Here is a 19,811-nt window from a genome sequence, read left to right as displayed (position 1 = left end):
AAACGATCAAACTGATACTTATCATTTTGCACCAGAATGCGCGGCATGGCCATCGCCGTCAACCCGTCCGTCCCGCCGACCACGCCCGCGAGCGCACTTGAACCCGCGTGCGCGCCTGCGCTGCTCGATCATGCGTTCGAGCCGGCGGCCACGGCACAGATGGAACGCCTGGTGGCCGACTTCGGCCGCATGTACCGCGAGCGCAACGAAGCGCTGGCGGAAGTGGCCAGCGCGCACCGCGACGCGCTGCTGCGGCTGTCCCGCGCGGCGGAGTACCGCGACGACGACACGGGTGTGCACATCGTGCGCATGGGCTTCCTGGCAGGGGCCCTGGCGCTGCGCCTGGACCAGGCGCCGGCATGGGCTCATCTGCTTCGGCAGGCCGCGCCGATGCACGACGTGGGCAAGATCGGCATCCGCGACGCCGTGCTCAAGAAGCCCGGCGCCTTCACGCCCGACGAGCGGGCGGAGATGAACCGGCACCCGGAGATGGGCGCCGAGATCCTCGGCCGCTCGCGCATCCCGCTGTTCCAGCTGGCCGCCGAGGTGGCGCTGACGCACCACGAGCGCTGGGACGGCCGCGGCTACCCGAGCGGCCTGGCCGGCGAGGCGATCCCGCTGTCCGCGCGCATCGTGGCCGTGGTCGACTTCTTCGACGCGCTGACGATGGACCGCTGCTACCGCCCGGCCTTCGACAACGAGCGTGCCCTGGCCATGCTGCGCAACGAGCGCGGTCGCGCCTTCGACCCGCGGGTCGTCGACACCTTCATCGCCCACGCCGCGGAAATGATCTCGCTGCGTGATCTGGTGAACCGGCAACACATGGATCTGAACGATCTGTGCGATGCCGGCACCCCCATCGATCTCTTCTGATGTCTGGTCCGGCTGTTTGCGCCATGAACCGTCTCGCCATGCTCGTCACAACCGCCCTTCTGGGCCTGTCGTGCTTCCTGTTGGCCCCCGCGGCCCGTGCCGGCGAGGTGGCCGAGCGGGTGAAGGCCCGCGGCGAAGTGCGGGTCTGCATCTGGCCACAGTACTACGGCATTTCGCAGCGCGACCCGCGCACCGGGGCCCTGCGCGGGCTGGACATCGACCTGTCGGCGGCACTGGCGGCAGACCTCGGCGTGCGCCTGACCTACGTGGACTCGTCGTTCCCCTCGCTGGTGGCCGACCTGCTCGAGGACCGCTGCGACGTGGCCATGTTCGGTGTGGCCATGTTGCCGTCGCGCGCCGAGAAACTGCGCTTCGCGAGACCCTACCTCGCCAGCGACATCTACGCGGTGACCACCCTGGCCAACCGTGTGGTGCAGCGCTGGGAGGACATCGATCGGCCGGGGGTGCGTGTGGCGGTGCAGGCCGGCACCTTCATGGAACCGGTGATGGCACAGGCGCTGACCCAGGCCACGCTGGTGCGTGTGGCACCGCCGGCCATGCGGGAGCGCGAGCTCGAGGCCGGCCGGGTCGACGTCTTCATGACCGACTACCCCTACAGCCGCCGCCTGCTGGACAACGCCGACTGGGCCCGCCTGCTGGCGCCGCCCAGGCCCTTCCACGTGCTGCCCTATGCCCATGCCGTGAAGCCGGGCGACGACGCGTGGTGGGCGGCCGTGGATGGCTTCGTCGCCCGCATCCAGGACGACGGCCGCCTGGCCGCCACCGCGGCGCGTCACGGCCTGAAGCCCATCGTGCGCCTGCAGTAACGCATGACAGTCTCGCGCGCCGAGTCGACCGGCCTGTCGGCACAGGGGCGCCGTGTCGGTGCCGTCATCCTGGGTGGGCTGGCCCTGTTCGCGGTCCTGTGGGTGGCGATCGCGGGCCTGGCGCTGGTGGCGTACCGGGAGTCGCTGTCCGACGCTGAGTCGAATGCGGTGCTGTTTGCCCGGGTCTTTGCCGAGGACCTGACGCGAGACGTCGAAGCCACGGCCCAGGCCACGGCCCAGCTGGTCGGCGCGCTGGACCGTGGCGTGCCCCCCGGCGGCCCGGAGATGCGGGGCAGCCTGGCGCAGATGCAACAGACCCTGCCCTGGCTGCGTGGTGTGGCCGTGATCGACGACGCCGGCCTGGTGCTGGCAAGCACCGACCCTGCCGAGGTCGGCCGACGTGTCCAGCCGGACGCCTTTGGCGCCTGGCCCGATGCCGGCCCGGCGCGCCTGGGCCGGGCGGTGCGGGGTCGCGGCCTGCTCGACGCCGGCAGCGACACGGCGCCGCCCGGCCTCATGCTGCTGCCGCTGCTGCACGCCGCACCCGGGCCCGGGCCGCGACCGCTGCTGGTGGTGGCGCAGATCAACCCGCAGGCCCTGGCGAACGTGCAGCAGGCGCGGTTGGCGGACCCCGCGGCGGCGGCCGCGGTGCTGTCGTTTGAGGGGCGCCTGGTTGCCGCCACCGCGCAGGTCCCCCACGCGCTCGGTGCCATGCTCACCACCTTCCCGGCCTACACCCGCTTTCTGCCGGCGCAGGAATCCGGCCACTGGGCCGGAGACGGGCTGCGCGCCGGCCCGCAGATCGTGGCCTTCCGGGCGTCGGCCACGCAGCCGCTGCTGGTCGTCGTCGAGATCGGCCGCGGTGCGGCCCTGGCCACTTGGCGGCAATGGCTGGGGGTGCTGCTGGGTGCCGGTGCCGTGGGTTCGGGCCTGATCGGTGGCCTGACCCTGGTGGCCCGCCGCAGCCAGGTGGCGCGTGCGCGCGCGCAGGCCGAGCGCGACCAGGTGCAACGCGAGGTGTCCCGCCGCGAGCGGGCCTTCGACCTCACGCTGCGCAGCGTACAGGCCCTGATCTTCCGCACCGACCTTGAGGGCCGCCTTCGTTTCGTCAACCCGCACTGGGAGAAGTACACCGGCCGGCCGGGCGCCGAGGCCATCGGCCGGCCGCTGTGGCCGCTGGTGGTGCCCGCACAACGCGCGAAGGCGCGTGCCCTGTTCGCGGCCGACGGCCCGCGCGGTGCGCGCCGCCTGCAGGCGCAGGCCAATGACCCGGCGGGCCACCTGCGGCACTTCGACCTCGTGGTGCAGCCGCTGTGGCAGGACGACCGTCTGGCCGGGTTCGTCGGCAGCGCCGCGGAGATCACCGACCTGGTGGACGCCGAGACCTCGCTGAAGGCGCAGCTGGACTTCACCGAACTGCTGATGGAGCACAGCCCGGTGCCGATGTCGGTGGTCGACGGCCAGGGCCGCTACGCACGGGTCAACCGGGCCTGGGAGGCCTTCACCGGTTGCACCCGGGCCCAGGTGGTGGGCCGTCCGGTCGGCGGCCACCTGACGGCCGAGGAACGTCGCGAACACGAGGCCCATGATCGCCGGCTGCACGAGACCGGCGAGCCGCAGCGGTACGAGAGCAGCGTGCAGCATGCCGACGGCAGCCTGCGCGACGTGCTGGTCAACAAGGTGCTCGTGCCCTCGCTCACCGGCAGCGGCCAGGGTGTGCTGTCGGTGCTGGTGGACGTGACCGACCTGCGCCGCGCCGAACGTGCCACGCGCGAGGCGCGCGACGCGGCCGAGGAGGCGTCGCGCGCCAAGTCGGAGTTCATCGCCAACGTCAGCCACGAGCTGCGCACGCCGCTGCAGGCCATCATCGGCTTCTCCGAACTGGGCGTGCACCGCGGCCGCGCGCACGAGAAGCTGGCGTCGATGTTCGGCGACATCCATGCCGCCGGCCATCGCATGCTGCAGCTGGTGAACAACCTGCTGGACGTGGCGCGCATCGAGAGCGCCGTGGGCAGCATCCACCTGGAGCGCACCGACCTGCGAGGCCTGGTGCACGAACTGCTGCGCGAGCTCGAGCCGCTGCTGCAGGCACGCAGCCAGGCCGTGGACCTGAGCCTGCCCGAGTACCCGCTGGTAGCCAAGGTGGACCCGCTGCGCCTGCAGCAGGTGATGCGCAACGTGCTGGCCAACGCGATGAAGTTCTCGTCGGCCGGCGCCCGCATCGCGCTGCAGGCCGACTACAACGCGGCGAGCGAGCCGCACCTCGTGGTGCGCGACCGCGGCCCCGGGATCCCGGAGGCCGAGGTGGAGACCATCTTCGAGGCGTTTGCGCAGTCGTCGCGCACGAAGGACGGCTCCGGCGGCACGGGGCTCGGGCTGGCGATCTGCCGCACCATCGTGGCCGCGCACGGCGGGCGCATCTGGGCCGAGAACCTGCCCGACGGTGGCGCCGCCTTCCACATCCTGCTGCCGGCCCGCGGCGCCGCCGAGACGCAGCCGATGGACCTGTGAAGGCGCGGACCCGTCAGGGCAAGGTCGCGTGCTCGACTTCGGCGCCCGAGGCGAGCAGCAGCTGCTGCCGCCACCAGGCCTCGAAGGCCCGCGCCGACAGCGGGCGCGACAGCAGCCAGCCCTGGAACTCGTCGCAGCCGTTGTCGAGCAGGAAGCGCCGCTGCTCTGGCGTCTCCACACCTTCGGCCACGACACGCAGCTTCAGGCTGCGCGCCAGCGCAATGACGGCGGTGGCGATCGCGTTGTCCTCGGGGTCGTGCGGGGTGTCGCGCACGAAGCTGCGGTCGATCTTCAAGGTGTCGACGTTGAAGCGCTTGAGGTAGCTCAGCGACGACCAGCCGGTGCCGAAGTCGTCGATCGCCAGCTGGACGCCCAGTGCCGACAACCGGTGCAGCAGCCGCTGATGCTGCTCCCCGCCCATCAGCATGCTCTCGGTCAGTTCCAGCTCGAGCTGCGCCGATGGCAGGCCGCTGGTTTCGAGCACCTCGCTCACGGTGCGCACCAGATCGCCCTGGCGCAGCTGCCGAGCCGACAGGTTGACCGCGACGCGCAGCCAGGGCAGGCCGGCCCGCCGCCAGGCCACGATTTGCCGCGCCGCCTGCTCCAGCACCCATCGGCCCACCGGCATGATCAGGCCTGTCTCCTCGAGCACGCGGATGAAGACGTCGGGCGTGGCCACGGACTGGCCGGCACGTTGCCAGCGCAGCAGGACTTCCGCGCCGCTGATGTGTCCGGACTGGATGTCGGCCTTGGGTTGCCAGGCGAGTTCGAACTCGCCCCGTTCCAGGGCATGGCGCAGTTCGCCCTCGAGCTGCAGACGGCGCTGCGCCTGTTCGTTGAGTTCGACGCTGTAGAACTGCACCTGGTCGCGGCCGAGTTCCTTGGCGCGGTACATGGCCTGGTCGGCGTGCCGCAGCAGATCGTCGGGCGGGCTCGGGTCGTCAGGGTAGACCGTGATCCCGATGCTGGTGCTGACCACGATCTCGTGCTTGCCCACCAGCACCGGCTGCTGCAGTGCCTGCTGGATGCGCTCGGCAATGCGCAGGGCGTCGTCGGCGCTGCGCAGCGACTCGGCCACGATGGTGAACTCGTCGCCCCCCAGCCGCGCCACGGTGAAGCTCTGTTCCAGATCGGAACGGCCTACGGTGTCACTGCCCCGCAGGGCGGCCCCGAGCCGTGCCGCCACCTGCTGCAGCAGCCGGTCGCCGGCGTCGTGCCCCAGGCTGTCGTTGACGTTCTTGAACCGGTCGAGGTCGAGGAACATCAGCGCCATCGGCTGCCCGCTGCGGCCCGCGCGGGCGATGGCTAGACGCAGGCGGTCGCGGAACAGCGCTCGGTTGGGCAGACCGGTCAGCGGGTCGAAGTTGGCCAACTGCTGCAGCTGGCGTTCGGCCAGGTTGCGTTCGGTGAGGTCGCGCAGGGTGGCCGACCACAGGTCATGCCCCGGATGCGGCACCCGCGCGATCGCCAGTTCGCACGGAAACGGCCGCGTTGGCGACCCGCGGTGGGCCTGCGACTCGACCTTGCCGACGGTGGTCGCGCCGTGCGCCAGATCGACCCAGCGCGCCAGCGGCTGCCCCAGGATCTGCTCGGCCGGCAGGCCCAGCAGCCGGCTGGCAGCGGAATTGCAGTCGCGCACCAGGCCGTCGTCGCCGTAGAGCAGGATGCCGTCGTGAAAGGACTCGATCAGCGTCCGCAGGGCCGGCACCGCGGCGTCGGCCCGGGTGGCCGCGCCGGATGCGGTTCGATCCGCGGGCGGCGCACGCCGCCAGAGCAGCAGCGCGCCGGCGGCCGACAGCCACAGCAGCGCGCCCAGGGCCAGAGGCCCGCGCATCGATCGCGTCAGGACCAGGGCACCGCCGCCGTGCAGCGCCGCAGCAGCGGACCGCGTCGGCCAGTCCGGCGAGGCCGTCGAGGTGGCCACCAGCGCACCGTCCGTGTCGGCCACGCTGGCCAGCCGGCCGGCCACGTCGTCACCGGCGAGCCGCTGGCGGGCCAGCGCCGGCCAGTCCGCGGCCGGCACCTCGCTGCGCAGCCGCGCCAGGTCGGCCGCCAGTGCCGCCGCCGAGGCGTCGAGCTCCTGGTCCAGCAGGCGCCAGCCCAGGCCGCCGAGCACCGCCGGCGGTAGCAGGGCGAGCAGGGCGGCCGCCCACAACCCGGCCACGCGCTGCCGTGCAGCAGGCGTGCGGCGCTTCGGCGGGGTGGTGGCTGGGGGCGCGGGCGGCGGCGTCATCGGGTCACTTCCCCCGCGATGTCGGCCGTGGCCGCGCCACCTTGAGCCCCCGAGGCGTCACGCGGTGGCACAGTCGCCGGGGTTTGTGCGGACTTGGCACGTGATGAAGGCTCGGGTGTGATGCGTTGCATGATTTGCAGACAGCCCTCCCCGGCCCGGCTGGCCGCTCTCGCCCTGGCGCTTCCCGCGGCTGTCGGCAACGCCCTGGCCCAACAGCAGGTGGTGATCACCGGCTCGACCGTCGAACGTGCCGTCGAGGAGGCGCCCTATGCGATCACCGTGGTCGACCGCGACACCTTGCGCACGGCCGGGCCGATGGTCAACGCCAGCGAGGCCCTGCAGCGCGTGCCCGGCCTGGTGGCCAACAACCGTGGCAACTACGCGCAGGACCTGCAGATCAGCGCCCGCGGCTTCGGTGCCCGTGCCAGCTTCGGCGTGCGCGGGCTGCGGCTGTACGCCGACGGCATCCCGGCTGCCGGCCCCGACGGCCAGGGCCAGGTGTCGCACTTCGACCTCGCCGGCGCCGAGCGCATCGAGGTGCTGCGCGGGCCGTTCTCGGTGCTCTACGGCAACAGTTCTGGCGGGGTCATCGCGCTGGTTGGCGCGCCGGTGCGCCAGCCGGGCTGGGAGGTGGGGCTGGACGCCGGCAGCTTCGGCCTGCGCCAGGCCCGGGTGTCCGGCGCGGCCGTGCTGGGCCAGGGGCTGGACCTGCGGGCCTCGGCCTCGCAGATGACGATCGACGGCTTCCGTCCGCAAAGCGGCGCGCGCAAGACCCAGGCCGGCGCGCGGCTGGGCTGGCAGGGCACCCGCGACCAGGTCGTGGTGCTGCTGAATCACCTGGACCAGCCGGCCGACGACCCGCTGGGCCTCACCCGCGACCAGTTCGCGCTCGGCCCCGAGCAGACGGCGCCGCAGGCCATCGACTTCGACACCCGCAAGCAGCTGTCGCAGACCCAGCTCGGCGTGGCCTGGACCCACCGCTTCGACGACAGCGCGCTGCGCGAGCTGAAGCTGGCCGCCTACACCGGCGAGCGGGGCGTGACGCAGTGGCTGGCCATCCCGGCCGGTGCCCAGGGCAACCCGCGGCACGGCGGCGGCTTGATCGACTTCGACCGCCGCTACGGCGGTGTGGACCTGCGCAGCCGCTGGGCCGTCGGCAGCGCCGACGTGGTGCTCGGCATCGCGGCCGACCGCCAGCGCGACGACCGCCGCGGCTACGAGAACTTCACCGGCACCGCGCCCGACCAGGTCTTCGGCGTCACCGGCGCGCTGCGCCGCGACGAGACCAACACCGCCAGCACGCGCGACGTCTACGCCCAGGCCGAATGGCCGCTGGCCGCGCACTGGACGCTCAGCGGCGGCCTGCGGCATGGCCGTGTCGCGCTCGAATCGCGGGATGCCTACCTGGCCAACGGCGACGACAGCGGCGACCTGGACTTCCGCTACACCAGCCCCGTGCTCGGCCTGCGCTGGCAGGCGATGCCCGGGCTCAACGTGCACCTGAGCGTGGGCCGCGGCTTCGAGTCGCCCACGCTGAACGAACTGGCCTACCGCGCCGACGGCACCGGCGGCTTCAACGATGCGCTGAAGGCGCAGACCAGCCGCCAGGTGGAGCTGGGCGCCAAGTGGCGGGCGCCGGGCGTCGCGCTCGACGCCGCGCTGTTCGAGGCGCGCACCGACGACGAACTGGGCGTGGCCACCAACGCCGGCGGGCGCTCGTCGTTCCAGAACGTCGGCCGCACGCTGCGCCGTGGCGTGGAACTGGGGCTGGGCCTGCAGCCCACCCCGGCCTGGAACGCCCGCGTGGCCGCCAGCTGGCTGGACGCCACCTACCGCGACGACTTCCTCACCTGCGCCGGCATCCCCTGCGCGGCGCCGTCGGTGACGGTGCCGGCCGGCAACCGCATCGCCGGCACGCCGCGCGAAAGCCTGTTCGCCGAACTGGCCTGGCAGGGCGGGGCCTGGGGCGAGCCGGCCGTCGAGTGGCGGGCCACCGGCACCGTGGCCGTCAACGATCGCAACACCGACTTCGCGCCCGGCTACGGCACGCTGGCGCTGCGTTGGTCCAAGGCCTATGCGCTGGGCGCCGGGCTGCGCGCCGAGTGGCTGCTGCGCGTGGACAACTTGGGCGACCGCCACTACGCCGGCAGCGTGATCGTCAACGACGCCAACGGCCGCTACTTCGAGCCCGGCGCGCCGCGCAGCGTGCTGCTGGCGCTGCGGCTGTCGGGGGCGCTGTGATTAGGCGGCGGCCGGTGCTGATGGCGGGGCTGCTGGCGCTGGCGTGCCTGGGCCCGGTGGCAGCGGCCGACCGCCCCGACCCCGACGACCCCTACCAGTCCTGGCCCTGGCTGGACATGAAGCGCGAGCTCATCGGCAGCGCGCCGATGCGCTACGAGCCGCGCGTGGTGGTGCTGGGGCCGGCGTTCGCGGAGGACCCGATGAACGTGCCCATCAGCGTGCGCGTGGACCCGGTGCTGGGCGCGGTCGAGCGCATCGTGGTGCTGGTGGACCGCAACCCCATCAAGCGCGTGCTCGACTACGAGCCGCTTCAGGCGCTGCCGGCGATCGGCTTTCGATTCAAGCTCGAGCAGGCCTCGCCGGTGCGAGCGGCGGTCAAGCTGCGTCAGGGCGGCTGGGTGGTGGGTGGCGCCTGGGTCGACTCCGCCGGTGGCGGCTGCACGGTCTCGGGCGCCACGCGGCAGGACGGCAGCTGGGCGCAGTCGCTCGGGCAGGTCAGCGCGCGGCTGTTCTCGCGCGCCGGGCAGGACAGCGGCGCCGCCCGCCTTCGCCTGCAGGTCATGCACCCGATGGACACCGGCCTCGTGGCCGGCGTGCCGGCCTTCTATGTCAACCGGCTGGCCGTGCGCGACATGCAGGGCCGCGAACTGGCGCGGCTGCAGGCCTACGAGCCGGTGAGCGAGAACCCGGTCTTCAGCGTCGACTTCGCCGCGCCGCCACCCGGCGGCGTGCAGATCACCGGCACCGACAACAACGGCAACCGCTTCGCGCAGAGGCTGCCGTGAAGCGGCGTGTCGCGACGCTCGTGCTCGCGCTGTCGGCGTGCGTGACGGCGCCCGTGTCGGCGCAGGCGCTGGACTACCGGCTGCAGGCGCGCCCCCTGGCGCCCGATGTCTACGTGGTCGAAGGCGCCAATGCCGACTTCTCGCCGGCCAACGGCTGCAACATCATCAACACCGGCTTCATCGTCACCGACGCCGGCGTGCTGGTGGTCAACACCGGCCCCAGCCGGCTGTACGGCGAGCAGCTGCGCGCGCTGATCGCACGCACCACGCCGCAACCGGTGGCGGCCGTGGTGCAGCTCAACCTGCACCCGGACTACTTCCTCGGCAACCAGGCCTTCGCCGACGTGCCACGCTGGGCCACGGCGGCCACCATCGCCGGCATCCGGCGCGAGTCGGCGGCCTACGAGACCAACCTCTACCGGCTCTGCGGCGACTGGATGAAGGGCACCGAAACGCTGGCACCCGACCGCGAGCTCGACGCACCGGTGAAGTCCGGTGTGTGGACGCTCGGGCAGCGGCGCTTCGAGCTGCTGGAACTGCGGGGCCACACGGCGTCGGATCTCGTGCTGATCGACCGCCAGAGCGGTGTCAGCTTCGCCGGCGGCCTGGTGTTCGCGCAGCGCGTGCCCACCACGCCGCACGCCGACGTGCCGGCCTGGCTGCAGAGCCTGGACCGCCTGCAGCCCGTGTTGACCGCCACCGTGGTGCCCAGCCACGGCCCAGTACATGCCGACGGCAGCGGGCTGGCCGGCACGCGCGCCTTCCTGCAGTGGCTGGACGACCACTTCCGCCAGGCGGCCGAGGGCGGCTGGGACATGAACGAACTGCTGCGCGCGCCGGTGCCCGGCCGCTTCACGGCCTGGGCCGCCTTCGACACCGAGTACGTGCGCAACGTGGCGCACCTGTTCCCGCGCTACGAACGCGCGGCGCTGCGGCGCTGAAGCGCCGCAGCACGGTACCCGTCAGGCCGGCCGCCAGGCCACGTTGGCCTTGGCGAACATCGTCTTCAACGCGCCGTTGTTCGCCAGGTCGTTGAGCGCGCCCTGCAGCGCCTGCGCCAGGTCCATCGACGACTTCTTCACCGCCATGCCCACGGCCCAGCCGTTGCGCATGCGCGGCAGCGGCAGCGGCTCGATCACGAACCGCGCGTCGCCGGCGAGCACGGTCTCGAGTTCCGACGACAGCCCGGCGGCCGCGGCCACGTCGCCGCGCTGCAGGGCCCGGGCGGCCTCGGTGCCGTCCTTCCACTTCGTGCTCAGCTGGTCGCGGTAGGCGCCGCTGTCGGCGCCGATCAGCAGCCAGCCGGCCAGGCTCTGGCCAGGCACGGCGATGGGGAGCTTGCCGAAGTTCTCCAGCGATGCCATCTGCGGCACCTTCTGCACATCGCGCGCGATCATCACGCGCTCGCGGTAGTAGGGGCCGAAGATCTCCACCTGCGGGTTGCCCGCCATCAGCGGCCGGTCCACCGGCACGTGCAGCAGAACGTCGGCCGGGCCGAAGCCCAGGTAGTGGCCGCGCCAGACCATGTGGCGCAGGTCGTCGTCCATGTTCTCGTCGGCGGTGAAGGGCAAGGGCGAGAACTTCAGCCCCATCGCCTGTGCCAGCGCCTGGCCGAGGTCGACGTCGATGCCGGCGCCGTCCAAATGGAACGGTGGCATGGCGTTGTAGAGGCCCACGCTGAGCGTGCCGCGCTTGCGCACGCGTTCCAGGGCGGTGGGTTCCTGCGCGCGCAGGTGGGGTGCGGCCATGGTGGCGGCCACGGCCGCGGCGGCGCGCAGGCAGGTGCGGCGGGTGTTCATGCGGGTGTCTCCTCCGGCGCGATGCTCACAGCGGCTTCTCGCGCCGCGTCTCCAGGTAGCTCTTGACCGCCCACATGGCCTCCTGCGACAGGATGCCGTCGAACGGCGGCATGTAGACCGCACCGTTGCGCACCTTGCCCTTGCGCACGCTGGCCACGTAGTACTGGTCCATCTCGGCCACGCAGGCGGCCTTCTTCTTCTCCACGCGCATCGTGGCACAGTCGTTGTCGAGCTTGCGCAGGTCCGGCGCGATGCCGCCGGAGATGGCCTCCAGGCCATGGCAGCGTGCGCAGTTCTGGTTGTAGGCCGACGCGCCGATCTTGATCGCCTCGGCGTGGCCGCGGTACGGGTTCTCGGGTTTCCAGGCGTCGCCGAGCTGCGGCAGCGCCTTGGTGTCCACGGCCTGCGGCGTCACGTCGCCATGGGCCCAGACGCTACCGGCCGCGGCCAGGATCGTGAGGGCGGCGGCCAGCTTCGTGAAGGGTTGCGGGTTCATCATCGGTCTCCAGCGGTTTCGATTCGGGCTTGCGTGGCTGGACTGCAATGCCTGTGCCAACCCCGTCTCGTCGCCGCGACGACAGCATCGTCCCGCCCAAGAAGGCTCGGCCATAGGGGTTGCCCCTGAGGGGAGCGTTGCGGAATTGCACGCTGTCGCATTGCGCGACTAGCATTCAGGAAAACCCTGTACCGCGCCACAGAGCGCGGGCAGTGCGCCGGGGCCACGGCCGCCTGGCGCGAGGATTGCAGAAGGAGACACCATGCCCCAGCCCGCCACCAGCCGGTCACGCCGCGCCGACGAACTCGCGCGCCCCATCGCGTCCAGCCTGGCGCTGCCGGAGCAGCACGTGGGGCTGATCGACCAGTCGCACGAACGCTGCCAGGCCATCGGCCTGTCGCGCATCGAACGCCCGGACTACGCACCACTCGGCCGCACCGACCTGACCGTGGCGCGCGACCGCAACCGCCGGCTGCACTGCCACGCCGCGCCGGTGATGGAGATGCTGTTCGACCAGATCGTCGGCACCGAGAGCATGGTGGTGCTGTGCGACGCCACCGGCACGATCATCCACTCGGTGGGCGACGACGACTTCCTGGCCAAGGCCTCGAAGGTGGCGCTGACGCCGGGGGTGAACTGGTCGGAACAGGCCAAGGGCACGAATGCCATCGGCACGGCGCTGGTCGACGAGGTGCCCACGCTCGTGCACGCCGACGAGCACTACATGCACGCGAACCACTTCCTGACCTGTTCCGCTGCGCCCATCCTCGACCCGCGCGGCAACATCCTGGGCGTGCTGGACGTCACCGGCGACCACCGCAGCTACCACCAGCACACGATGGCGCTGGTGAAGATGTCGGCGCGCATGATCGAGAACCACTGGCTCTCCGACGACTTCCGCAACGCGTTGCGCCTGCACTTCCACGGCCGCGTGGAGTTCATCGGCACGCTGATGGAGGGCATCCTGGCCGTCACGCCCGACGGCCGCATCGTCGGGGCCAACCGCAGCGCGCTGGATCAGCTGGGCCTGTCGGGTGCGGCGCTGCGCATGCAGAGCCTGGTGTCGCTGTTCGGCACCACGGTGGGCGCGCTGGTGGACCGCTTCCGCTCCCCGCTGGCCACGCCGATGGCCGTGAAGGGGCCGGGCGGTGCCGGGTTCCACCTGCACGCGCGCTTCGACTGGCCGGTGTGGAGCCACGTCACCGACGCCGCCATGGGGGCGGGGCGCCGCGGCGAGGCCGTCGTCGAGCTCGCGCCGGCTGCGGCTTCACCCTTGCCCTCGGTCGAGTCCACGGCCCCGGCCCCTGCCGCCGTGGGGCTGGCGCACCTCGACACCGGTGATGCGCAGATGGCCTCGGTGCTGGGCAAGGTGCGGCGTGTGCTCGACCGCGACATCCCCGTGCTGATCCTCGGCGAGACGGGTACCGGCAAGGAACTGCTGGCACGGGCCATCCACCGCGATTCCGCGCGTGCGAAGCAGCCCTTCGTGGCGGTGAACTGCGCCTCGATCCCGGAGACGCTGATCGAGGCCGAACTCTTCGGCTACGAGGAGGGTGCCTTCACCGGCGCGCGGCGCAAGGGTGCGGTGGGCAAGATCCTGCAGGCTGACGGTGGCACGTTGTTCCTCGACGAGATCGGCGACATGCCGCTGCCGCTGCAGGCGCACCTGCTGCGCGTGCTCCAGGAGCGCCGCGTGACACCGCTGGGCAGCACGAAGGCGGTGCCGGTGGACGTGGCCATCATCTGTGCCACCCACCGCGACCTGCGCGCGATGATCGACGCCCGCGCCTTCCGCGAGGATCTGTACTACCGCCTCAACGGCCTGGCCGTGCGCCTGCCGGCGCTGCGCGAGCGCAGCGACCTGTCCGCGCTGGTGCGCCGCATCCTCGACGGCGACGTGCAGGCCCGCCACCTGCGCCTGTCGGCGGAGGTGCAGGCCCTGTTCGACGGCTACGCCTGGCCGGGCAACGTGCGGCAGCTGTTCAACGTGCTGCGCACGGCCGCGGTGATGGCCGGCGGCGAGTCGCCGATCACGCGCGAGCACCTGCCCGACGACTTCCTGGACGACCTGCGGCAGCGGCCACCGGCGACGGCCGAGGCCGCGGCGGTGCCGGCCCCGGCGCCCGTGGTCGCCGCGTCGCCGGCCGCCGACGGGCCGCCGGCGACGATGTCGCTGGAGGCGATGGAGGTCGAGGCCATCCGCCGTGCGGTGGAGCAGGCCGGCGGCAACATCTCCGAGGCCAGCAAGCGGCTGGGCATCAGCCGCAACACCATCTACCGCAAACTGCGCTGGAGCCAGCGGGACTCCAGCTGACGCCAGGCGCGCTGCCAGTTCAGCGCGTGGCGCGGGTCGCGCAGGAGTGCCGGTGGCACGCCAGGCAAGGCCGGCGGCGGTTGCAGCCCGCCGTCGCCGTCGTCCAGGCCGCGCTGCGCTGCCGCGAGCAGCGCCTGCCAGTAGGCCGCCGCCTGAGCGACCGCGTCGCCGTCCTGCAGCGGGCCCTGTTCTCCCAGCCAGCGCACGGCCGGCGGCAAGCCGGGCAGGGCCTTCAGGCCGGCCGTGTGGCCGGCGAGTTCGGCGATGTCGGCGTCCCGGCCATCCGGCGCGCCGCCCCACAGCAGGCCCGGCGCAAAGGCCACGCCGCTGGCCCGGTGCAGCCACACCGTCGTCGTCGTGCGCGCGTCGCGCGCGGCGCGCCACCAGTCGAAGGGGCCGAGTCGGCCCTGCGTGCCGGTCAGCCGCTCGGCTGGCAGGCGCACCGGATCGCCGTCGCCCAGGTCGGCCGCCGCGGCGCCCAGGCGCTGCTTCAGGCGCGCGATGCAACCAGCGCAGCGCTCGGCCATCTGCTCGGCGACCTCCGCGTGGCCCACGGTGTGCACGTCGCCCAGCCCGGCCACGCCCAGCACCGCCTCCGGGTGGGCCCAGGGGCTGATCACCGTCCAGCGCCGGCCCGGCCAGCGGGCGTCCAGCGCCACGCGCAGCGCGCGACCGAAGGCGGGTGACGGCCCGCTGCCGATCAGCCAGCCTCCCGCGTCGTCCACGGCCAGCAGCAGGTTGCTAACCTGGCCACGGTCGTCCACGTTGCCGTCGCCATCGGCGGCCGGCACCCGCCAGAGGCCGGGCGCCAGCGGCTGGAACGCCAGGTCGAACGCCGCGCCTGCGATCGGCCAGGCGGCCGCCAGCAGCCCGGCCAGACAGCCGCGGCGTGTCACCCCAGTGTTCCAGGATGACACACCTGTACCAAGCGACGTGCGGAGCGCGTCTCGACCACCGCGGGCATGTGTCTTGCTGCGGCCCAAGGCATGAAGAAGCCTGATCACCATGGCCGCGATGCTGGGGCAAGAACCCGGTCGTGGCCAGCCGTCGAGGTTCGGGGATGCGACTGCTGGCACTGAACGGGCACGCGCGCCAGCAGGGCCCCTGGCGCGGGGCCCTGGTCGTCCAGGCCGGCGATGGCACGCCGGGCGTGCTGCTCGACCCCACCGGCGCCCTGGCCGCGCGGCTGGAGACCGACACGCTGCTGCGCCGCCGCGCCGGGCTGGACCAGGGGCCGCGGGCCGTGGTGCTGACGGCGGCGCGCATCGACCAGGTGGCCGGTCTGATCGGCCTGCGGCACGGCCAGCCCATCGACCTCTACACCACGCCGTCGATCTTCGAGGACCTGACCACCACCGTGCCCGTGCTGCCCGAGGTGCAGCGGCATTGCGACGTGCACTGGCGCCTGATCCCGGTGGCCGGTGACCAGGCGCGCGCCGAGTTCCGCATCGGTCAGCAGGCCGGCCTCGGGTTCACCGCGGTGGCCAGCCGCAGCGCGCCTAGCGGCCGTGGCCCGGCGGCCGGCGCCGTGCTGGCCGGCCCGGCGCTGACGCTGGGCATCGAGGACGCGGCCAGCGGCCGCCGCATGGTGTGGCTGCGTGGCCGGCACCGCTTCGGCTATGGCACCGGGGCCCTGCTGGAAGGCGCCGACCTGATTGCCGTGGGGGCCGAGAGCGACGAGCCGGACGATGCCCTGGTCGACTGGCTGGCGGGCCAGGCGGCCCCGCGCAAGTGGTTGGTAGGCGGCAACCCGGCCGCGCGCGGCCGGCTGGAGCGTCTCGGCATCGAACAACCCCGCGACGGCGAACTGTTCGCGGCCTGACGCCGCCGCCACGGGGACGCGGCCGTCACAGGGTCCACCCCGAGTTGCCCTGGCGCGGCCGGGCCCGAACACTGCAGGCCATGTTGCGGATCCATGGCCTCGTCAAACGCTACGGCGCGCGCACCGCGCTCGACGCGCTCGACCTCGAACTGCCGACGGGCCAGTGGGTGGCCCTGCTCGGGCCCAACGGCGCCGGCAAGTCCACGCTTTTCCAGGTACTGACCGGCCTGTTCGCGGCCGATGCCGGCGACGTCACTGTCGACCGGCTGTCGCTGCGCACCCAGGCCACGCAGGCGCTGCGCCACATCGGCGTGGTGTTCCAGCAGATGTCGCTGGACCTGGACCTCAGCGTGCGCCGCAACCTGCAGTTCCACGCCGACCTGCACGGCCTGCCGCGCGCCGTGGCCGCCGAGCGCATCGCCGAAGGCTGCGCCGCGCTGGGCATCGCCGGCGACCTGTCGCGCCCGGTGCGCGAGCTCTCAGGCGGCAACCGGCGCAAGGTGGAACTGGTGCGGGCGCTGCTGCACCGGCCCAAGCTGCTGCTGATGGACGAGCCCACCGTGGGCCTGGACCCGAAGTCGCGCCGTGACCTGCTGGCGGCCATCCGTGCCGACGTGGCCGCACGCGGCAGCACCGTGCTCTGGGCCACCCACCTCGTCGAGGAGGCCGAGGCCGCCGACCGCGTGCTGGTGCTGCACCGAGGCCGCCTGCTGGCCGACGGCACGCCGGCCGACGTGACCGCTGCACTAGGTGGCGCCAAGCTGGAGCAGGCCTTCATCCACGCCACCACCTCACCGGAGAAGACCGCCGCATGAACCGTGTGCTCTCGATCCTTGCCCTGGCTGCGCTATGCGGCGGGGCGGTCCAGGCCCAGACCGCCTACGTCTCCAGCGAGAAGGACCACGCCATCACCATCGTCGACCTGAAGACGCAGGCCGTCACCGGCACCATCGCCACCTGCAAGCGCCCGCGCCACATGCAGCGCAGCCCCGACGGCCAGCTGCTGATGGTGGCCTGCGGCGACAGCCAGCAGGCCGACCTGATCGACCTGGCCACGCGCAAGAGCGTGCGCCGCATCGGCCTGGGCGACGACCCGGAGATCTTCGACGTCACGCCCGACGGCAAGACGCTGCTCGTGACGAACGAGGAGGACGCCGAGCTCGGCATCGTCGACATCGCCAGCGGCAAGCGCGTGGGCGCGGTCAAGGTGGGCGAGGAGCCCGAGGGCGTGCTGCTGACGCCCGACGGCAGGACGGCCTACGTCACCAGCGAGGTTGCCAGCCTGGTGCACGTGGTGGACGTGGCCGCGCGCAAGGTGGTGAAGAACATCCCGGTGGGCAAGCGGCCGCGGCGCTTCGCGCTCACGCCCGATGGCCGGCAGCTGTGGGTGAGCAACGAACTGGGCGCCAGCGTGTCGATCATCGACACGCAGACGCTGGCCGTGGTGGACACGCTGCGCTTCGAGCTCAAGGGCGCGCGCGCGGCCGACATCACGCCGGTGGGGCTGACCTTCAGCGCCGACGGCCGGCGGGCCTTCGTCGGCCTCGGCCGGGCCAACCACGTGGCCTTCGTCGACGTGGCCACGCGCAAGGTGACCGACCTGGTGCTGGTGGGCCAGCGCGCCTGGGGCGTGGCGCTGGACAAGGCGCAGAAGACATTGGCCGTGGTCAACGGCTTGTCCGACGACCTCACGCTGGTCGATGTCGGCAGTGCCAAGGCGCTGAAGACGATCAAGGTGGGCCGCGTGCCGCACACCGTGGTGATTGTGGAGTGAGTGCGGTGCCGATGCGCAGCCTGGCGGTGTTCGTGGCCACGGTGGTGCTGGCCGGCCCGGCGCTGGCCGCGGCCTTGCCGGTGACGCTGCTGGTGCCGGCCGACGACCCGCGGCTCGAGCGCTCGCGCATCGAACGTGCCGCGCCTGGCCATCCGCAGGGCCCGGCGGAGGACGCGCTGCGCCTGGCCATCAAGGACACGGCGCTGCCGCTGGAGGCCGCCGGCGCGGTGCTGACGCTGACCGTGGTCGAGGTGACCGATGCAGCCGCCGCCAAGGCCGCCGCTGCCGCCGCGGCCAAGGCCGGCGCCGTGGCGCTGGTGGCCGACCTGCCGGCGCCGTGGCTACTGGCGGCGGCCGATGCCGCGGCGCTGCCGGTGCTCAACGTCGGCGCCGCCGACGACGCGCTGCGTGCGGCCGACTGCCGCCGCAACCTCTGGCACCTGCTGCCGAGTGAACGCATGCGCGCCGACGCCCTGGCCCAGGCCCTGGTGGCGCGCCGCTGGACCCGCGTGCTGCTGCTCACCGGGCCCACCGCGGCCGATCGCACGCGCGCGGCGGGCGTGCAGGCCGCGCTGCGCCGCTACGGGCTCAAGCTGGTGGCCGAGCGGCCCTTCAAACTCTCCGCCGACCCGCGCGAACGCGAACTCGCCAACCCGCGACTGCTGACACAGGGCGACTACGACGTGGTCTGGGTGGTCGACGCCGACGGCGAGTTCGCGGCCCTGCTGAACTTCCGCACCGTGCAGCCTCGGCCGGTGGTGGGTGACGGCGGCGTGGCCGCCGTGGCCTGGAGCCCGCACTTCGAGCGCTTCGGTGCACCGCAGGTGTCGCGCCGCCTCGACAAGGCCGCCGGCCGGCGCATGAGCGCGCACGACTGGGGCGCCTGGATGGCGGGCAAGGCGCTGGCCGCCGCAACCATCGCCGCGCCCAAGGGGCCGGCTGCGGCCTGGCAGCAGGCGCTGGCCGCGGCGGAACTGGACGGCTCCAAGGGCGTGGCCATGGCCTTCCGCGCCTGGGACGGCCAACTGCGCCAGCCGCTGCTGCTCAGCGACGGCCGTGCGGTGCTGGACATGCTGCCCGGCGACGGCGTGATGCACCCGAAGAACCGGCTCGACACGCTGGGCGCCGACGCACCGGAGAAGCAGTGCAAGGCGCGGGGATGACGCACGCCCTGCAGGCGCAACCATGAAACACGCCCTTCAGGCATTGTGGGCCATCGTGCTGCGCGAGCTGTTGAAGTTCGGTCGCCAGTACGGCCGGCTGCTGTCGGCCATCGTGCGGCCGCTGCTGTGGCTGGCGGTGTTCGCCGCGGGCTTCCGCAACGTGTTCGGCGTGGCCATCGTCGAGCCCTACGACACCTACATCCCCTACGACGTCTACATCGCGCCCGGGCTGATCGGCATGGTGCTGCTGTTCAACGGCATGCAGAGCAGCCTGGCCATGGTCTACGACCGTGAGATGGGCCTGATGCGGCTGCTGCTGACGGCCCCGCTGCCGCGGCCGTGGATCCTGTTCGCCAAGCTGTGCGCCACCGCGGTGCTGTCGCTGGCGCAGGCAGCGGTGTTCGTGATCGTTGCTGCATTGCTGGGCACCGCCTTGCCCGTGTTTGGGCCGCAGACGCCGATGGTGCTGCTCGCCGCGGTGAGTGCGGCGCTGATGCTCGGTGCATTGGGCCTGCTGCTGTCGGTGCACGTGAAGCAGTTGGAGAACTTCGCCGGCACGATGAACTTCGTCATCTTCCCGATGTACTTCATGTCCAGCGCGCTCTACCCGCTGTGGAAGCTGGAGGAGTCGGGCGCCGAGTGGGTCTACCGCATCGCACAGTTCAACCCGTTCACGCACGCGGTGGAGTGGATCCGCTTCGCGATGTACGGCAAGGACCCCGGTCTGTCGCCGTGGATCGTGCTGGGCACGCTGGCCCTGTGCTTCGCCGTGGCCAGCTGGGGGTACGACCCGCAGCGGGGCTTTGGCGCGCTGACCAAGCGGGGAGGGCCAGCGTGAACAGGTCAGCTATCGACCCGGAGCGGACGTTGGACCTTTGTCCGTTTGCATTGGCGCGGGCCACGGAGGGCGGGTCTGGCCTGGCGCTCCTGTCCCCCGGCTCGCGCAGGGCGCTTGCCTCCTCCTTTACCTCGC

16 protein-coding genes are annotated in these 19,811 nt (G+C 72.5%); 12 read left to right on the top strand and 4 right to left on the bottom strand.

Annotated elements, in window-relative coordinates; translation table 11 throughout:
- Window positions 1-159: 159 nt before the first annotated feature.
- The 3 genes from ENE75_RS19580 to ENE75_RS19570 are packed head-to-tail and all read left to right on the top strand — an operon-like array spanning window position 160 to window position 4,211.
- Window positions 160-873 (top strand): HD-GYP domain-containing protein, encoded by a 714-nt coding sequence (locus tag ENE75_RS19580; protein ID WP_128200242.1) that lies wholly within the window; start codon window positions 160-162, stop codon window positions 871-873.
- Between the two features lie 38 nt (window positions 874-911).
- On the top strand, window positions 912-1,700 hold the full coding sequence (locus ENE75_RS19575) for an ABC transporter substrate-binding protein (protein ID WP_233259181.1): 789 nt from the start codon (window positions 912-914) through the stop codon (window positions 1,698-1,700).
- A 3-nt stretch (window positions 1,701-1,703) separates the two neighbouring features.
- Entirely contained in the window at window positions 1,704-4,211 is a 2,508-nt protein-coding gene (locus tag ENE75_RS19570; RefSeq protein ID WP_128200032.1) for a cache domain-containing sensor histidine kinase, read from the top strand.
- A 13-nt stretch (window positions 4,212-4,224) separates the two neighbouring features.
- On the opposite strand, the gene ENE75_RS19565 is transcribed toward ENE75_RS19570, so the two are convergent.
- Window positions 4,225-6,444: a putative bifunctional diguanylate cyclase/phosphodiesterase gene (locus ENE75_RS19565; protein WP_128200031.1), complete on the bottom strand. Its 2,220-nt coding sequence runs from the start codon at window positions 6,442-6,444 to the stop codon at window positions 4,225-4,227.
- 129 nt (window positions 6,445-6,573) lie between these two features.
- On the opposite strand from ENE75_RS19565, the gene ENE75_RS19560 reads away from it, so the two are divergent.
- The 3 genes from ENE75_RS19560 to ENE75_RS19550 are packed head-to-tail and all read left to right on the top strand — an operon-like array spanning window position 6,574 to window position 10,411.
- On the top strand, window positions 6,574-8,685 hold the full coding sequence (locus ENE75_RS19560) for a TonB-dependent receptor family protein (protein WP_233259180.1): 2,112 nt from the start codon (window positions 6,574-6,576) through the stop codon (window positions 8,683-8,685).
- 20 nt (window positions 8,686-8,705) lie between these two features.
- Window positions 8,706-9,470 (top strand): quinoprotein dehydrogenase-associated SoxYZ-like carrier, encoded by a 765-nt coding sequence (locus ENE75_RS19555; protein WP_128200029.1) that lies wholly within the window; start codon window positions 8,706-8,708, stop codon window positions 9,468-9,470.
- On the top strand, window positions 9,467-10,411 hold the full coding sequence (locus tag ENE75_RS19550; protein ID WP_128200028.1) for a quinoprotein relay system zinc metallohydrolase 1: 945 nt from the start codon (window positions 9,467-9,469) through the stop codon (window positions 10,409-10,411). Before ENE75_RS19555 ends, ENE75_RS19550 begins: the two co-directional genes overlap by 4 nt.
- Before the next feature lie 21 nt (window positions 10,412-10,432).
- On the opposite strand, the gene ENE75_RS19545 is transcribed toward ENE75_RS19550, so the two are convergent.
- Both ENE75_RS19545 and pedF read right to left on the bottom strand, forming a co-directional pair.
- Window positions 10,433-11,269: a substrate-binding periplasmic protein gene (locus ENE75_RS19545; RefSeq protein WP_128200027.1), complete on the bottom strand. Its 837-nt coding sequence runs from the start codon at window positions 11,267-11,269 to the stop codon at window positions 10,433-10,435.
- A 25-nt stretch (window positions 11,270-11,294) separates the two neighbouring features.
- Window positions 11,295-11,768: a cytochrome c-550 PedF gene (pedF, locus tag ENE75_RS19540; protein ID WP_128200026.1), complete on the bottom strand. Its 474-nt coding sequence runs from the start codon at window positions 11,766-11,768 to the stop codon at window positions 11,295-11,297.
- Between the two features lie 259 nt (window positions 11,769-12,027).
- Here pedF and ENE75_RS19535 point away from each other — a divergent pair, with 259 nt between their 5' ends.
- The gene (locus ENE75_RS19535; RefSeq protein ID WP_128200025.1) at window positions 12,028-14,079 is read left to right on the top strand and encodes a sigma-54-dependent Fis family transcriptional regulator; all 2,052 of its coding nucleotides are present in this window, start codon (window positions 12,028-12,030) and stop codon (window positions 14,077-14,079) included.
- Here the strand turns inward: ENE75_RS19535 and ENE75_RS19530 are convergent.
- Complete coding sequence (locus ENE75_RS19530) at window positions 14,040-14,975, bottom strand: hypothetical protein (RefSeq protein WP_128200024.1); 936 nt, start codon at window positions 14,973-14,975, stop codon at window positions 14,040-14,042. The genes ENE75_RS19535 and ENE75_RS19530 overlap by 40 nt on opposite strands.
- Window positions 14,976-15,139: 164 nt before the next feature.
- Here ENE75_RS19530 and ENE75_RS19525 point away from each other — a divergent pair, with 164 nt between their 5' ends.
- The 5 genes from ENE75_RS19525 to pedC all read left to right on the top strand — a co-directional run bounded on the left by ENE75_RS19525 (window position 15,140) and on the right by pedC (window position 19,676).
- Window positions 15,140-15,901 (top strand): MBL fold metallo-hydrolase, encoded by a 762-nt coding sequence (locus ENE75_RS19525; protein ID WP_128200023.1) that lies wholly within the window; start codon window positions 15,140-15,142, stop codon window positions 15,899-15,901.
- Between the two features lie 80 nt (window positions 15,902-15,981).
- Complete coding sequence (pedB, locus tag ENE75_RS19520) at window positions 15,982-16,716, top strand: lanthanide ABC transporter ATP-binding protein PedB/LutE (RefSeq protein WP_128200022.1); 735 nt, start codon at window positions 15,982-15,984, stop codon at window positions 16,714-16,716.
- The gene (locus ENE75_RS19515; RefSeq protein ID WP_128200021.1) at window positions 16,713-17,675 is read left to right on the top strand and encodes a PQQ-dependent catabolism-associated beta-propeller protein; all 963 of its coding nucleotides are present in this window, start codon (window positions 16,713-16,715) and stop codon (window positions 17,673-17,675) included. The genes pedB and ENE75_RS19515 overlap by 4 nt, the downstream gene beginning before the upstream one ends.
- A gap of 11 nt (window positions 17,676-17,686) precedes the next feature.
- The gene (locus ENE75_RS19510; protein WP_128200241.1) at window positions 17,687-18,838 is read left to right on the top strand and encodes a type 1 periplasmic-binding domain-containing protein; all 1,152 of its coding nucleotides are present in this window, start codon (window positions 17,687-17,689) and stop codon (window positions 18,836-18,838) included.
- Between the two features lie 22 nt (window positions 18,839-18,860).
- Window positions 18,861-19,676: a lanthanide ABC transporter permease protein PedC gene (pedC, locus tag ENE75_RS19505; RefSeq protein WP_128200020.1), complete on the top strand. Its 816-nt coding sequence runs from the start codon at window positions 18,861-18,863 to the stop codon at window positions 19,674-19,676.
- The last annotated feature ends 135 nt before the right edge of the window (window positions 19,677-19,811 follow it).

Source organism: Rubrivivax albus, assembly GCF_004016515.1.
GTDB lineage: Bacteria > Pseudomonadota > Gammaproteobacteria > Burkholderiales > Burkholderiaceae_C > Rubrivivax > Rubrivivax albus.
Note: the sequence above shows the minus strand (reverse complement) of the source record. Positions and strands in the feature narration are given on the sequence as shown.